Here is a 15,931-nt window from a genome sequence, read left to right on the forward strand (position 1 = left end):
AATGACGGACCATACAGGAGGACTCAATTTTCAAAGGACCGCCACAATACTGACCGCACATTCCAGCTTAGTTATTTGCCTTCCGCCCCCGTTTCTCAAAACACCAAGTCGTCAGTAACAATAGTAACGTAAACGGCAACGCCACTTGATACGGCCGCATGAACGCTTGGGTGAAGGCCGCTTTACTTCGGGTCTTAATCGCAGTTGCGGCGTTTACGATCCGCTGATTGGTTTGTTTGACCTGAACAGTTACCTGCCGCGTCACTTGACGTTGAACTTTGGCTTTGACACTGGCTGGTGCGGCTTGCAGTGCCGGTGATTTGAGGACTTGACGGGCTGCTGCTGCAATTAAACGGTGCTTTTTCGCAACTGTAATTGGCGTCTTCACCGGTTTTGCCGTCTGTTCTTGATCAATTTGATGCGTGATGACTTGTAACGTGTCGCGTTTAGCCTGGTCGGAAATGGCGAGTTTGGCGACGGTGGTGTGCGCATCCGTCAACGTCTGGGTCTTAGCAACCGTCAAATTGGCCGAAAGCGCTGAAACAAAAATGGCGACGGCCAGCGACGTCCCAATTTGGCGGAAGACGCCGATCACGCTCTGCGAAGCTGTCAATAACTCACCAGTAAAATCTCCGGCGGCCAAAACAGTAATCGGGCCAATAATCGTCCCATAGCCTGCACCGATTAATACGGCCGCAATCGCAAATTGCCAGTAATGATTCGGATTCATCTGACTAAGAACGGCGTAGCCTGCCATCATAGCCAAACTACCGCTGAAAATGACCCGGCGCGGACCTAATTTCGACAACAAGAATCCGCTAATGGGCGAAAAAATAAAAATCATCATTGAAGCTGGCGTAATCATGATGGCGGCCAATAGTTCCGTCTGATTCTGGACTTTCGTGAAGAAACTTGGCATCAACACTAACAACCCTACCATAAACACCCCTGACAAGACCGTTGCGAGCGATGCCCCGTTGAATTGCCGATTTTTAAATAACGTTAGCGGGACCATCGGCTGATCGACGTGTGCCTCCGTCCAAATAAAGGTCACTAATGCTAGTCCACTGAGTGCCATCAGACCGATAATCAACTGACTGGTCCAACCCCAGGCGTTACCCTTAACCAACACGAGCGTTAACGAAAGTAGCGTCACCATAATCAAGGCACTCCCAGCCAAATCTAGTTTGGCCTGACCACGAATCGGATGGCGCCAAGACAACCATGCCACACAACCTACAAAGGCAACCAACACCAGCGGCACGTTCATCAGGAAGATGCCTCGCCAACCCAAGAACTGAGTCACAGCTCCACCAATTGTCGGTCCCAACGCAGCGGCCAAGCCTTGCATCACACCCAATTCGGCAATCACACCGACCCGCTTGTTCAGTGGTACACTCTGAATGCCAATCGTCATACTTGCTGGGAAGACGACCGCCGCACCGAGGCTTTGCACGGCCCGGCCCACGATCAATACGTCGACGTTACCGCACAACCCCGAAATCACGGAACCGAGGCCAAATAATGCCAGACCAATCAGATAAACCCGACCGCGGCCCCAGACATCAGCGACCCGGCCAAGCGGAATCGTCAAACTGGCAAACAATACGGTATAAATGTTGAGCGCCCATGATAAGTGCGCCAAATCCGTCGCTAAGCCCACTTGAATCGCCGGCAAGGCAATATTCATTACCGTCGTATCCAGCATGCACAGAAAGATGCCAATCATCATCATACCGATCACTTTTGTTGATTTTTTCATAATAACCGCCTCCAAATGAATTAACGGCAGTATAGCTGATATAATATGAGACAGTTAGCCTTACGTTACAAAAAAGGAGATGTTGTTACGGATGAATCCACAAGAACGTAAACAGCAAAACTTGACCGCAATTTACGAAGCCTTGCTACAACTGATGTCTCACAAACCACTCAGCATGATTTCAATCACGGAACTCTGTGCCCATGCGCAGCTTTCACGATCCTATTTTTATCGCAACTTTACCAGCTTCGACCAAATCATCTTGACTTATCAGGAACAAGCCATCTTGACCTATTTTCGTCGTCTACCGCGGCAATCTAAAATCACGCTACCAGTCTTGATGACGCAATACTTCACGTTCATGCAGCAGATGGCCGCAACCAATCAGTTACTGATTGACAATGGCAAGGCTCAAATCATCGTGCAAACTTTTGAAGCAGCTTATACATTGCTCATCAAACACGACCGCATCATCACTGTCACCGATTCAACGATCCACCATCAGCCCTACTACATCGCCTTTTTTTCTGGTGCAGTCGTCAACATTCTCATTCACTGGCAACAGGCCGGCATGGTCGAACCACCCAGCTATCTCGCCCAACAAATCGTCCGCTTCACTGCCAGCCATACCGGTAACGACTTGAAATGACGGTAACGACAATTGACGAGTTTTTAAGGGGCGAATATTGCTAGATTCAGCCCGCTGGAACGGAACGACTCGACGGATGAGCCATCAATCAGTTAGCCGTCACATCTCAAACGTCATTCAGGGCAAATCAGCATGCACCTTGCGTCCTAAATGACTTCTGACCAGACTAAAAGCCGGCCACCTCAAGGCATCATCGCACTTGTGGTGGCCGACTTGGCTCACAGATTTGATTCAGTTTTCAGCTCACCGCGAGATCAATCCCGATGATACCGCTGTTTGATCCGTTTCATGGCTTGCTTACCACCAAACATCCGTTGAATTTTAGCCTGTTCTAACTGACGCGAATTCAACCCTTGGTAACTCATCTCACGCTGCAACTTCTGATAACTTTGTAGTCGCTCAAGGGAAACGCGCCCGTCAGCAACGGCCGCTTGCACTGCACATCCTGGTTCGCTCGTATGTGTGCAATCGTTAAACTTGCAGTCCGCAGCTAACGCCGTGATCTCAGCAAACGTCTGCTGGAGGTCGCCAACAAAGATTTGAAGCTCACGCATACCAGGTGTATCAATAACACACGCCCCTGATGGCAACGGCAGTAATTGCCGACTTGTCGTCGTATGGCGACCCTTGTCATCGTCCTGACGAATCGTCTTGGTTGCCAGAACTGTGGCACCCAGGAGGCGATTAATCAGCGTCGACTTACCAACACCCGATGAGCCAACAAACGCCACCGTCTGCCCGGCTGTCAAGTATGGCTGCAAGTCTTCCAGACCTTCACCGGTTTCCGCTGAACACATCACGGTCGGCACGCCAATCGTAACATCCGCCAACGCCCGTAATTTATCAGTACGATCCGTACAAACATCCGCCTTAGTCAAGACAAGCACGGGCATTGCGCCGCTATCCCAGGCAATCGTCAAATACCGTTCCACTCGGCGCACATTAAAGTCCGCGTTCAACGACATACAAATAAAGATGGTATCAATATTGGTCGCAATGATCTGACCATCGTGCTGATTAACTGCCCCACGCGCCAACACGCTCTGCCGTGGCAAGATGCGGTCAATCAACGTGGTATCATCATCACCAGCTGAAAACAGAACCCAATCACCGACTGCCGGAAAAGCAGTGGCACTCGTGGCTTGATGCGCCAGTTTCCCCGTAACTTGTGCTTGTCGTTATCCCGTAGCCGTGATGAGTTGATACAACTCCCGATGCTGTTCAATCACTCGTCCCAGTCGAGGTTGCTCAGTAGCTGTAATGGTCTTCTGAATGGTCTGTTTTAAGCCGTATTCTGTTAAATTAATTGTCAATGTTTTATCCTTTCGCAAAGTGACTAACCCCAATGCTTTGCGATAAAAAAATGCGCACAGTGAGCCCACTGTGCGCAAAACCGTGCGGCGTACTAAAATGCCGTGGTCATTCGTCACATTAGGGTACACGAAACTAAGCGGGTCGCACCCACTTTTTTCGTCCAACAAACACCCTAACGACTGACCGACATCAAGCACCCCTCCTAAATTTGATACTCTTAATTTAACAAGCCCCACGACATTTGTCAATTCAAATCGATTACCAAGGCAATTCGACGCTAATATGGGCATTGAACGCGCGTTGCCGTTTTAATTTCGCCAACCGTTGTGCTTGCCGCTCCTGATAACCATCTGCCACGTAAGCATACTCTGGTTTGTCAGCGGTCAATTCCGGCAAAACGACATTACGGTCAGTCACGACAAACGTTGAAAAACACGTCAGTCCTAAAAAGCGCTCGCCGGTCTTTAAGTGTTCGCCGATAATCTTGGTGAAGACCTCAATTGACCGGTGACCAACGCCAGAGACATAGGATTCGGCACACATCGAATCCTGCAAACGAAACGGCAATAAAAAATTGACCTGGTCGACTGAGACCGTCACCGTCTCAATTCTGGCGACCCGCGACGCCGCAATCGATGAATTATCATCGATTGTCGCCAGAATTTTGCCTCCAAAGACGGTATCATGTTCGTTCAGGTCAGCTGAAAAGACCCGGTGATTACTAATTGATAATGTTTCTGATATTCGCATCGCTTCCATCTGTGCACCTCATTTGTAATTAATCTTATTAACGCATTGTGCTAGTTAAATTGTCACATGGTTAAATCATGACAATTTCTAAGTTCAAGTGCTGCCAGCTGAGACCCGCTGGAAAACGTGCGGCTTAGCGTAAACTTGCTGTTGTGGAGACGTCCTACGCCGGCTTCCAGGCATTCTGGGCAATGGTCGGAACGTGGTGGACACAGATTTAAGCCGACGACCCACGTCTTAAATACTGGTCTTTCACTAACCAAGCACAAGACGCTTGCTAAGTGAAATTTCACCACTTGGCCTTGCCCAGAATACCTTCCAGCCGGGATGGCATTCGAAAGGCAGACTTGTGCGAACCCAACCTTTTGTATGATTAGTCGTTGGTTCCATTGTACACGGTCATCTTGATATTTAAGTGTCAGACAGTTTGCAAACAATCGCTAAACTTTCTTACCCATGTTTTAATGCTTCGGATACACGGCTTCATTGAACTTGTCAGGACTTTTGCTAGTCGTCTCAGATAACAAAGTCTTTAACTTTAAGCGGTGGCATTTTTATCGACTAATTTGGCTAGTTGCCATTGAAATTTGTGGCATTGAGATGAGTAACTAATATTCAGGCAATCGTCTCAATAATTAAACGCTATAAGTCTTGCCGGATACTATAAGCCTTTATCGATACCAACTAAAAGTTTGCCTGAAGGACCAGTCATCTCATAATCAGTGGTCAATTGCGCCAAGATAGGTGGCCGTTCATCCGCCATTCGAGCGGCTTCCCGACCGGAGGGGCTGGCTGACAATGCTCAAGGGCGAAATTCTTCTTGTCCGGGTGAATTTCCCGGGCTAGAAGAAGACACGTATTTGAAATTGCGCAGTGGATTTCTGCGTGAGTTCAAATCGATGTCCGCCCTGTTCCAGCGTTGTCAGCCAGCTCCGGAGGTCGGACTACGGCGCGCACCGGCTGACGAACAGGAATCCACCAACTGGCATGATTTAATCACAATTCATGACAAATTAACTAGCACACTGCGTTCTTATTAATGTAATTATATCGAATTTTCACGGATGTGGACCACTAAATCTGTGCTAACAGTGGTGAACCCTGAGTTCTGAAGCAGTAAATCTAGTGACCTACTCATCGCGGCGGCCGACACAATTATATGAGTCAAATGATGCGTCACATTAGGCAATGCCGTGTTGGCGCGTATAGGTGGTCGCAAACTTCCAAAACTGCTGAACGGCGGCTGATTGCGGTCCTGGTCGTTTCATGAAGGCCATTCGACTCGTCACTTTCGGCACTAGCGGAATGGCTTTAATGTTGTCGAGCCCTGTCAAATCAAATGACCGCGCCATCACGATCGAAACGCCTTCGCCCTGATTCAGCATCTCCAAAATCAGTTCGATCCGCTGACCATCATACTTGACCTGTGCCTGGGCGCGCATTTTTCGTAGCGTCGCAAATAATGGGTTGTCGGGACTGACAGCCACCTTCAATAATAAAATCGACTCATTTGAAAGCATTGGTAAGCTAATCTCTGCGCGTTGCGCCAACGGATTATCCTTTGGCACTAAAACCACGAATTGATCCGACTCGTTGAACAAACAGTCATAAGCCGCTGGTGCTTCGTTAAAAATCCGTGTAAACACAAGATCGACGGTTTGATCATCGAGGGCGGTGGTCAATTCGCCGACACTAGCTTCACTGAAGTGTAACTTAATTTGCGGGTACCGCTTGGTAAATGCCGTGATAATATGAAAGGCCTGATACTGCGGCAACGACGGCAACCCACGGATCACTAATGATTGCGCCGCCTGTTGCTGTTGCACCGTGATTGCCTGCTGCAGTTGGTCGGTCGCTTGCAAAACTGCCTTGACTTGTGGTAACAACCGTTGGCCAGCCGGCGTTAGCGTCACTTGCCGGTGCGCGCGTTTAAATAATTGCACTTGCCACTCGGCTTCTAGGGCCAAGATGTATTTTGAAATCGTCGACTGGGACAAAAATAACCGTTCAGCGCTACGACTATAATTGCAAGTCTCAGCCAAATCCACGAATACCGCCAATTTACGGGTTTCCAAATCTCTTCCTCCAACTATTCCAGTTTAGAATAGTTTACCACATAATTAGAATTGTTCCTGCTACTGGCGAAGACTACACTAAAACCTGTTATTTTGATTTTATTGAGGAGGGCTTGCGTGCCAGTTGGAATTATTACAAATGTTTGTGCCATCTTCTTAGGTGGCATCGTTGGTGCACTAGGTGGTCAAAAAATGTCCACTGAACTTAAAGAAGGCTTAAACATGACCTTCGGAATTGCGTCGATGGCAATGGGCGTCTATGCGATTGCGCCGTTAAAAAATCTGGCGGCCGTCATCTTTGCCGTGATCATCGGTACTGGCATCGGTCTCCTGTGCCATCTCGGCAAGCTGATCAACCGTGGCGCCATGGCAATGCAACGGTTGATCTCACGGTTTGTCAGCGCACCGGACAATTTTGAACAACAGGCCTTTGAACGTACGATGGTGACCGTCATTGTCTTGTTCTGTGCGAGTGGGACTGGGATTTATGGGACATTGACTGAAGGCATGAACGGCGATGCTACCATTCTGATTTCTAAGTCGATTCTTGATTTCTTCGCCGCGGTCATTTTTGGCGCCAATCTGGGGCTAGTCGTCTCTTTGATTGCGATTCCACAAGTGATCATCCTAACGATACTCTTTTTGATTGCTCACCTGATTTTCCCACTCACGACGCCAAATATGATTCTCGATTTTAAAGCCGTTGGTGGGATCTTAATGGTCGCGAGTGGTTTTCGAATCATTGAGGTCAAAATGTTTCCGACTGCCGATATGATTCCGATGATGATCGTGGTCATGCCAATCTCCTGGTTCTGGATGCAGGTCGTCATGCCATTATTATAATGTGGCGATTTGACTGTAAACTAAAAGCAGTTCTGAGTGCCATCGCCTGTTAAGACGTGACTCAGAACTGCTTTTATGTCCGGTCATTATCGCGCATTAACACGCAAACAGTGCATTGCGTTGTTAATGGGCGCTCAAGTTGAACTTTGCAGCGCCCATTCCATCCAGCGTTGAACCACACACCGCTAATCTCGGCCATCACGCATTGGTTGTGCGACCCAGCCGACATACATCGCTGGCAAGGCTAATGGTCGTAAACGATATAACTGGGATTGATACCGCACAACACCTTGCTTTAAATCTAGCACTTCAACCCGGCGTGGAGCCTGCGTTAAGCCACAACCAACCAGCTTCAAGACCGCTTCCTTAGCCGTCCACAGTTGCCAGCCTATACGCTGCCGAGCTAATTTGGGTTGGGCCTGTAGCAAGCGCCACTCTGCGGACGTAAACGCGCGTTGAATCGCCGTAAAATCCCGTGGTCGCACCTGTTCCACATCAATCCCGAGCGGACCTGGGCCCAATGCCACTAGCACGAACTGGGCCGTATGACTGACACTGACTCCTAACTTCGGTTGACTCGGAAAATACGGCTGACCCAAACGGCGATAAGCAAGTGGTGCTGGCAGTAATTGTTGAATCAACGAGCGACTCACCAACCGTTGTGTTTCCCTGCGCGTTTGTCTGGAAGCATCCGCTGGTAAATCCAGCCACTGCTGTGCAAAGCGGACCTGCGTCATGACCATTAACTCAAGTGAACCCCTTTATCTACGTAGACCACATCGCCGGTCATCCCAGTCGACAGGTCACTGACTAAAAAGGCGGCCACATTGCCAATTTCACGCGTTTTAACTGGTTCGCCATCCACTGTCATACTTCGAGATAATTTCAATAATTGCTGATGCTCGTGGATACCAGTTACGGCCAGTGTTTTGACTGCCCCAGCTGAAATGGCATTGACACGAATCTGCTGCGGGCCCAAGTCACGGGCTAAGTAGCGGACATTCGCTTCGAGGGCAGCCTTCGCGACACCCATCATATTATAATTCGGCACGGCCCGTTCTGATCCGAAATACGTCAATGTCACGAGACTGGCACCTGGTTTGAGCATTGGTCGCGCTGCTCTGGCAATTGCAATCAGCGAATAGGCACTAATATTTTGAGCTAAATCATAGCCAGCCTTAGTCGTATCGACAAAATCACCTTCCAGTGTCGCTTTATCGGCATAGGCAATCGCATGGATAATCCCATCCAGGGCACCATATTGCTGTTTGATCGTTGCAAACGCTTGGTCAACATTATCGTCATCGGCAACGTCACAGGCAATCAGCGGCACTTCGGGTGCGACGAATCGCTGTAAACTTTGCTTCAAACGGTCATTTTGATAGGTCAAGATAACTTGCGCACCCTGAGCCATCAATGCCTCGGTACACCCCCAGGCAATACTACGCTGGTTGGCAACGCCCATCACCACAATGGTCTTGCCTGATAAAATTCCGTCCATCACTTATCATTCCTTACTTATTTAAAATTGTCGATAACGGGCCTGGCGTTGTGCCACGAGTTCTGTCACCGGCTTGGCTGCTAAAGCAGTTAGTGTTTCGTCGATTGCGGCTTTAAGCGGCTGGCAATCAGCGGCCGTTGCGACTTCCGGGATAATCCGGTCAATCACGCCGTCTGCTAATAATTCCGTCGGTGTGAGTCGCATTTTTTCCGCCGCTTCTGCCGCACGTTGTGATTGCTTCCATAAAATAGTGGCGTAGCCTTCCGGTGAGAGCACCGAATAAGTACTTTTCGCTAGCATCCAGACTTGGTCGCCACACGCCAAGGCGAGTGCGCCACCGCTACCGCCTTCACCAACGATGAGACTTAAAAAGGGCACTTTTAACTGAATACCAGCTAACAAACAGTCGGCAATTGCACGACCTTGGCCCTGATATTCAGCATCCACCCCCGGATAAGCGCCGGGCGTATTGATCAACGTGACGACTGGTTGCTGTAATGTTTCTGCTTGTTGCATCAACCGCAGTGCTTTACGATAGCCGCTGGGTGTTGCACAACCAAAGTGGCGCGCCTGGTTTTCGGCTAACGTTTGCCCTTTCTGAATGCCAATAATGGTAACGGGGCGTTCAGCAATCGTCGCTAGTCCGGCAATCACCGCCGGATCATCCGCGCGTTGGCGATCCCCATGACAAGCAAAAAAGTCTTCCGTTAGGCCATCGATCAACGCTTCAATACTAATTTTGTCAGTGGACCGTGCCGCCTGAACTTGTTCATAAGCAGTGGTATCAGCCATTTTGACGACCTCCTTGTGTGAGCCGCAATAATCGTTGTAACGTTTGTTTCAAGGCCGGTCGCGGCACAATTTGGTCCAACCAACCATTCGCAAACAACGTTTCTGCCCGTTGAAAATCTGCGGGTGGCGTCTGTTGAATGGTTTGTTCGATGACGCGACGCCCGGCAAATCCAATCAAGGCCCGTGGCTCGCTCAGCATAATATCACCTTGCATCGCAAAACTTGCGGTCACACCACCTGTGGTTGGATCAATTAAAATTGTGATATACAATAACCCGGTTTCACGGTGTTTAGCCACTGCCGCAGATATTTTTGCCATCTGCATCAGTGCCCGGGTGCCTTCTTGCATCCGTGCCCCACCAGAGGCCGTCACCATCACGACCGGAAGCTTTTGTATCGTACAAGCATCGAACAAACGGGTGATTTTCTCCCCAGTGGCGGACCCTAAACTGCCCATCATAAAATTGGTATCCATGACCCCTAATCCAAATTGCATGTCGTCAGTGGCCGCAATCCCAGTCAAGACACTTTCACTCATCTGCGACTGAGCGGTTGCCCGTCTTAGTTTGTCCTGATAAGCGGCGTCCGTAAAATCAACTGGTGCACGCAAGTCCGCATCGTGCTCGTCAAAAGCATCCGTTAACTGCGCCACCCGTTCCCATGCTGGGAGTCGGAATCCGTAGTCACAATGTGGACAAACCTTGAAATCGCCTAAATCTTGTGTATAGCAATCTTGATGACAAACTGGACAACGAGTTAATAGCGCATCCGGAATGTAATCCCGTCGAACCGCGAGTTGTTGCTCAGTTGGCGCTTGAAACTTGCGCTTGGGCATCGTTTAACCACCCCTTCAAAAAATCTTGTTCAATGTACGTTGTCGTATAAGTACCGTCTGCCACCGCTTTTGTATTTAGCAATGCGGCTAAAAAGTCCTGATTGGTTTGAACGCCAGTCAGCATCAATTCATCCAGGCACCGCCGCATCTTGTTAAGCGTCGTCTGGCGCTGATTGCTATGGACAATTACTTTAGCGATCATCGAATCATAAAACGGTGTAATCAAACTCCCCGCAACCACACCGGCATCAATGCGCACCCCCAACGTGCCTATCGGATAAATCAGTTGTTCAATTCGACCTGGTTGTGGCCGGAAGTCGTGCTGTGGATCTTCCGCGTTCAGACGGCATTCAAGCGCGGTACCCTGAACGTGTATATCGGCTTGCGCAAATGGCAATGGTTCTCCCGCCGCAATCGTAAGCTGGGCCTTAATTAGCTCAATCCCCGTCACCATTTCAGTGACCGTATGTTCAACTTGCAATCGCGTGTTCATTTCCAAAAAATAAAAGTGGTGCTGCTGATCCATCAAAAACTCATAAGTCCCCGTATTTGTATAACCCAACTTTTTGGTTGCATCCGCCACTAACTGGCCTAGTTCCAATCGTTCGGCACTGGTCATCACCTGACATGGCGTTTCTTCCATTACTTTTTGATGATTACGTTGTAGCGAACAATCTCGCTCGGGTAAATAAACGACGTGCCCCTGTTGGTCTGCCAAGACTTGCACCTCAATATGTTTGGCGGGGGCAATAATCTTTTCGAGGTACAGCCGTTGATCGTCGTATGACGCCTGTGCTTCCTGTTGAGCGGTCTGAAATGCACGTGCTAGCGCCTGATCATCGTTGACGGCTCGAATGCCCTTACCGCCACCACCCGCGGCAGCCTTAATCATGACCGGATAACCCAACTCATGCGCAGATTTTAAGGTAGCGTCGACATTTTCCAGTACCGCTTGACTGCCTGGAATGACCGGCACCCCCAATCGTTGCATTGTCTGGCGGGCATTTTCCTTGTCACCCATTTGGTCGATCACTGCTGGACTAGGGCCGATAAACGTTAACTGGCAATCCGCACATAGTTGGGCGAACGCGGCGTTTTCAGACAAGAAACCGTAGCCCGGATGAACGGCTTGACAGCCTGTCAGATTGGCAGCACTGATTACGGCCTGCATGTTCAAATAAGACTGATTGACCGGGCCATCACCGATACAAACGGCTTCGTCGGCGAGTCGAACAAATAGACTATCTTGGTCGGCCACCGAATAGACGGCGACGGCTTGACTGCCGACTTCATGCAACGCACGAATAATCTGCACCGCAATTTCGCCCCGATTGGCTACTAATACTTTTTCAAACAATCCTCTGACCTCCCTTAAGTCTGAATCACAAAGGTCAAATCCGCACTGACGACTTCATGACCCGCGCAAGTGATCACCCCATGACCAGTACCAATTTGACGTCGAAGCTTCGTCAGGGTGACGGTTGATTCTAAGCGGTCCCCAGGGTGAACATCCGCCTTAAAATTAGCCTGTCGAATTCCACCGAAGAAGACGTTTTGCCGGTGATGCTCAGGAATCGATAGTAAGGCGACGACCCCCGTTTGCGCTAAAATCTCTAACAACAGTGGCCGCATCATCGTCCGCCCCGTCAGCGTTGGACTTTGGAAAAACCATTCATTAATGGTCACTAATTTCTCGGCGGTTGCACCGACCCCTGGCTCGACGCTAACGATACGATCCAAGAGTTGCACCGGATACCGTTGCGGAATTAAACTAGTCACTTCCATTAGGCTTTCGTCTCCTCAATCGCAAATAGTGGCTCATCGAACTCGACCATCGCCGCGTTCTTGACCAGAACTTCCTTGACCGTCCCACTAACTGGGCTCGGCACTTCATTGATCATTTTCATCGCTTCAATGACACACAGCGTTTCGCCAGCCTTGACGTGCGTGCCGACCTGGACGAATGGTTCCGCCTTAGGTTCAGCGGCTAAATACGCCACTCCGACTAGCGGCGCCGTTACCATGGTCGCTGATGAACGAGTGGCCGCAGGTGTCGATGGGGATCCTGGTGCTGGTTCAGCCGCATTAGTCGCTTGAGGCTGTTCACTCGCTGAGATTGGCTGGCTTAGAACCGCTTGCTTGTTCAGATGTAATTCAAACCCGCTCGTCTTGACATCCATGACTTGCGCACTAGACTGGTTGAACTGGTCGATCAGTGCGGTCATGGCTTCCGTATCCGTCATACTCATGCGCTCACCCACTTTTTAAAGGCGACGACGGCATTGTGACCGCCAAAGCCAAATGAATTACTCAATGCATAGGTGGCAGCCTGTTGCTGGGTCGCGGGCGAGACCAAGTTTACTGGACAGTCAGGATCTGGCGTCGTACACCCGACATTGGGCGGTAACTGTCCCGCTTGTAAGGCACCAATCGTCGCGACCGCTTCGATCGCACCGGCAGCGCCTAACAAGTGTCCGGTCATCCCTTTGGTACTGCTGACAGGGGTATTTTCACCAAATAGTTCGGCAATTGCGTGGGCTTCAGCGCTATCATTGGCGTGGGTCGCGGTGCCATGTGCGTTGATGTAGCCGACATCTTCAGGTTGAATGCCCGCTTCTTGAATGGCTTGCTGCATGGCACGTTTGGCACCCGCACCGTCTGGCCGTGGTGCGGTCATATGGTAAGCATCACTGGTCGTCCCATAACCGATAACTTCACCGAGAATTTTGGCACCACGCGCTTGAGCATGCGTCAGCGTTTCTAAAACTAAGCTGGCGGCACCTTCACCCATCACAAAGCCATTGCGGTCTGCGTCAAATGGCAACGACGCTTTCGTCGGATCAGTGGCTTTGGATAACGCGGTCAACGCGGCAAAGCCCGCAATACCGATTTCGTTGACTGACGCTTCTGCACCACCGGTAATCATCACGTCAGCTTTTCCTTGGCGTAAATATTCAAACGCATCACCAATTGCGTTGGTGGCCGAAGCACAGGCCGTTACGATCGCCTGACTGGTGTTCTGAGCATTGAACTGCATGGCGATGTTACCGACGACCATGTTAATGATCGAATTCGGCACAAATAACGGGGAAACCCGTTTGGGGCTCTTGTCGTGCATCTTGATCACTTGCGCTTCAATCGTCGTCAAACCACCAATACCGGAACCATAAATCACACCTAACCGTTCGGGGTCAATCGTCGTTTCATCCAGACCCGCTTGAGCCATTGCTTCACTGGCACTGTATAAGCCATAAATTGAGAATAAATCTAGGCGTTTTGCCAATTTCTTTTCGATCCGTTTTTCTGGCTGCAAATCATCTACTTCACCGGCAACACTGATTCCTGTTGCCGTCGCATCGAACTTGGTAATCGGTCCAATGCCAAGTCTTCCCGCAAATAAATTCGCCAAAAAAGTGTCAACATCATTACCGAGGGGCGTCACCGCACCCATCCCAGTCACCACTACTCGTTCTGTCATTGGTTACCCTCCCATGTCTATATCGTCATTCCGCCATCGACCGTCAAAACTTGTCCGGTCAAATACGGTTGGTGTAATAAAAAGTCAATCGCTTGAGCAATCTCATCAGGGGTGCCAAAGCGCTGCAGTGGAATACCGCTTAAAGCTGCCGTCCTGACACGCTCGTTCAGTTGTGCGGTCATCGCTGTTTCGATCATGCCCGGCGCCACCGCATTGCAGCGCACTTGGCGGCGAGCGGCTTCCTTAGCGGTCGTCTTAGTTAAACCGATAATGCCGGCCTTGCTAGCTGCGTAATTGGCTTGTCCAATGTTACCGTGTAAGCCGACAACGCTGGCAACATTGACGATGGCCCCTTGCCGTTGGCGTTGCATCACTTTGAGCACGTGTTTCGTCATGTTAAACGTCCCAATCAGATTCGTCTCCAACACCTGTTTAAAATCTTCAGCGTGTAGCCGGGTCAATAATTGGTCATGAGTCACGCCGGCGTTATTGACCAACCCATCAATACGGCCAAAATTTGTCATGACCGTTTCAACTAACTCGGCCGCGGAGGATTCATCACTGACATCTCCCACTAATTGAACCAGTTGCGGATAAGTCGCCGTCAAGGCTTGCCAAGCTACCGCGTCAATTTCATGATGGACATTCAGCACGACACGAGCGCCTTGCGCGGCTAATCGTTTGACCGTCGCCAGGCCGATGCCCTTTGCAGCGCCCGTCACGATAATCACTTCATCCACGTTCACTTACCTCCTCGATATCTTGTTTAAACGTCTGCCAATCATCAACATCTTCAATGGACCATACCCGGACGTTCGGTAGCGTTTGCTTGGCGAATTTGGCCAGATTGTGTCCCGGCCCGACTTGAACCACGCCATCAATGTCATAGGCCGCCAGCCGTTCCAAACAGGCTGCAAAATGCGTTGGCGTGATGAGCTGTTTGACTAAGGTTTCCTTGACCGTCGCCTGACTAAACGGTGCCACGGTGGTGTTACTGATGACTGGAATCTGTGGTGCTGCCACGGTCGTATAGCGTAACCGGTACGCCAACGCTTCACTGGCACTAGCCATTAATGGCGTATGAGACGCAACCGCGACGTCTAACGGCACGACACGTTTGATCCCGTGGTCGTGCAGATCAGCGGTGACCGCCTTGATTCCCGCCGCGTCACCTCCAATCACGATCTGATCAGCTAAATTATAATTGGCTGGGTAGGCCGCTCCGACCGTGCTAGCATGCTGACAAGCAGCCGCTACCAGTGCAGGTGTGACTTTTAACGCCGCCACCATTGCACCCGGCTGTTGTAATCCGGCCCGTTGCATGTAACGCGCACGGTCAGCCACTAGTTTGAGGCCATCTGTAAACGATAACGTCCCCGCTGCCATTAGTGCAGCATATTCGCCCAGGCTTAAGCCAACTAGCGCAGTCGGACAACCAACTAGGGGCGTTAAGGCTTGATAAAGGGCCATATTCATCGCCGTAATGGCGACCGGGACACGCTGGTTATCGTCTAACCAATCATCGGTGATCCGTAAATCCCAGTCCAGTTCCTGATTGGCCGCATCAATCGTCTTTTGGTAGGCTGGCACCGCTTGATAAAGGTCTTGTCCCATATCAGCGAACTGTTGCCCCTGCCCACTGAATAAGATTGCCAGCTTCATGGTTTAGTCCTCGCTTGCTTCCTGGTGGCTAGCGACGTAATCAACCAAATCACCAACGGTCGCTAAGGCATCATCCGTTTCAATTTCGATATCATATTCGTCTTCGATCTTGTCGATCACTTCAAAGACATCCAGACTATCGAGCGCCAAATCTTCCGTGAAGTTGGTCGTCATCGTAATCTTGTCAGCATCCACGTCCAGTTGTTCAACAATCATCTTTTTAATTTGGTCAAAAATTTCAGTTTTAGTCATTAGTCTGTTCCTCCAGAA

General features: G+C 50.0%; 16 protein-coding genes and 1 pseudogene. 2 read left to right on the forward strand and 15 right to left on the reverse strand.

The features are described from left to right. Positions 1-67 precede the first annotated feature (67 nt). On the reverse strand, positions 68-1,762 hold the full coding sequence (locus KGF65_RS06375) for an MFS transporter (protein ID WP_181185348.1): 1,695 nt from the start codon (positions 1,760-1,762) through the stop codon (positions 68-70). Between the two features lie 91 nt (positions 1,763-1,853). On the opposite strand from KGF65_RS06375, the gene KGF65_RS06380 reads away from it, so the two are divergent. After that, positions 1,854-2,411: a TetR/AcrR family transcriptional regulator gene (locus tag KGF65_RS06380; protein WP_216748033.1), complete on the forward strand. Its 558-nt coding sequence runs from the start codon at positions 1,854-1,856 to the stop codon at positions 2,409-2,411. A 254-nt stretch (positions 2,412-2,665) separates the two neighbouring features. On the opposite strand, the pseudogene rsgA reads toward KGF65_RS06380, so the two are convergent. From rsgA to KGF65_RS06395, 3 genes and pseudogenes are all read right to left on the reverse strand, one after another. Continuing rightward, positions 2,666-3,724, reverse strand: a pseudogene (gene rsgA / locus KGF65_RS06385) (ribosome small subunit-dependent GTPase A). Positions 3,725-3,983: 259 nt separating this feature from the next. Continuing rightward, complete coding sequence (locus tag KGF65_RS06390; protein WP_050338725.1) at positions 3,984-4,484, reverse strand: acyl-CoA thioesterase; 501 nt, start codon at positions 4,482-4,484, stop codon at positions 3,984-3,986. A 1,172-nt stretch (positions 4,485-5,656) separates the two neighbouring features. Next, a complete protein-coding gene (locus KGF65_RS06395; protein ID WP_216748034.1) occupies positions 5,657-6,550 on the reverse strand; it encodes a LysR family transcriptional regulator in 894 nt (297 codons plus the stop codon). Positions 6,551-6,667: 117 nt separating this feature from the next. Here KGF65_RS06395 and KGF65_RS06400 point away from each other — a divergent pair, with 117 nt between their 5' ends. Continuing rightward, positions 6,668-7,393, forward strand: a complete 726-nt coding sequence (locus tag KGF65_RS06400; protein WP_216748035.1) for a DUF554 domain-containing protein — start codon at positions 6,668-6,670, stop codon at positions 7,391-7,393. Between the two features lie 185 nt (positions 7,394-7,578). Here the strand turns inward: KGF65_RS06400 and KGF65_RS06405 are convergent, their stop codons facing one another. Genes KGF65_RS06405 through acpP form a run of 11 tightly spaced genes read right to left on the reverse strand, consistent with a single transcriptional unit; the run spans position 7,579 to position 15,913 of the window. Next, positions 7,579-8,136, reverse strand: coding sequence for a 4'-phosphopantetheinyl transferase superfamily protein (locus KGF65_RS06405; RefSeq protein ID WP_050338727.1), 558 nt, complete (start codon positions 8,134-8,136; stop codon positions 7,579-7,581). Then, complete coding sequence (gene fabI, locus KGF65_RS06410) at positions 8,136-8,894, reverse strand: enoyl-ACP reductase FabI (protein WP_105920948.1); 759 nt, start codon at positions 8,892-8,894, stop codon at positions 8,136-8,138. The genes KGF65_RS06405 and fabI overlap by 1 nt, the downstream gene beginning before the upstream one ends. 21 nt (positions 8,895-8,915) lie before the next feature. Beyond that, positions 8,916-9,686: a carboxyltransferase subunit alpha gene (gene accA / locus KGF65_RS06415; protein WP_105923882.1), complete on the reverse strand. Its 771-nt coding sequence runs from the start codon at positions 9,684-9,686 to the stop codon at positions 8,916-8,918. Next, complete coding sequence (locus KGF65_RS06420) at positions 9,679-10,521, reverse strand: acetyl-CoA carboxylase carboxyltransferase subunit beta (RefSeq protein ID WP_216748036.1); 843 nt, start codon at positions 10,519-10,521, stop codon at positions 9,679-9,681. The genes accA and KGF65_RS06420 overlap by 8 nt, the downstream gene beginning before the upstream one ends. After that, positions 10,490-11,878, reverse strand: a complete 1,389-nt coding sequence (locus tag KGF65_RS06425; protein WP_213472370.1) for an acetyl/propionyl/methylcrotonyl-CoA carboxylase subunit alpha — start codon at positions 11,876-11,878, stop codon at positions 10,490-10,492. The genes KGF65_RS06420 and KGF65_RS06425 overlap by 32 nt, the downstream gene beginning before the upstream one ends. A gap of 14 nt (positions 11,879-11,892) precedes the next feature. Then, complete coding sequence (locus KGF65_RS06430; RefSeq protein WP_105923885.1) at positions 11,893-12,306, reverse strand: 3-hydroxyacyl-ACP dehydratase FabZ family protein; 414 nt, start codon at positions 12,304-12,306, stop codon at positions 11,893-11,895. Continuing rightward, entirely contained in the window at positions 12,306-12,770 is a 465-nt protein-coding gene (locus tag KGF65_RS06435; RefSeq protein ID WP_120768524.1) for an acetyl-CoA carboxylase biotin carboxyl carrier protein subunit, read from the reverse strand. Before KGF65_RS06435 ends, KGF65_RS06430 begins: the two co-directional genes overlap by 1 nt. Beyond that, on the reverse strand, positions 12,767-13,999 hold the full coding sequence (gene fabF, locus KGF65_RS06440) for a beta-ketoacyl-ACP synthase II (RefSeq protein ID WP_216748037.1): 1,233 nt from the start codon (positions 13,997-13,999) through the stop codon (positions 12,767-12,769). Before fabF ends, KGF65_RS06435 begins: the two co-directional genes overlap by 4 nt. 17 nt (positions 14,000-14,016) lie before the next feature. Continuing rightward, positions 14,017-14,745, reverse strand: a complete 729-nt coding sequence (locus KGF65_RS06445) for a 3-oxoacyl-ACP reductase family protein (protein WP_105923888.1) — start codon at positions 14,743-14,745, stop codon at positions 14,017-14,019. Then, positions 14,732-15,661: an ACP S-malonyltransferase gene (locus tag KGF65_RS06450; RefSeq protein WP_216748038.1), complete on the reverse strand. Its 930-nt coding sequence runs from the start codon at positions 15,659-15,661 to the stop codon at positions 14,732-14,734. Before KGF65_RS06450 ends, KGF65_RS06445 begins: the two co-directional genes overlap by 14 nt. Positions 15,662-15,664: 3 nt before the next feature. Then, complete coding sequence (gene acpP / locus KGF65_RS06455) at positions 15,665-15,913, reverse strand: acyl carrier protein (RefSeq protein WP_050338737.1); 249 nt, start codon at positions 15,911-15,913, stop codon at positions 15,665-15,667. Between the last annotated feature and the right edge of the window lie 18 nt (positions 15,914-15,931).

Origin of the sequence: Lactiplantibacillus sp. 30.2.29 (genome assembly GCF_018991255.1) — a bacterium.
In the GTDB taxonomy this organism is placed as follows: domain Bacteria; phylum Bacillota; class Bacilli; order Lactobacillales; family Lactobacillaceae; genus Lactiplantibacillus; species Lactiplantibacillus pentosus.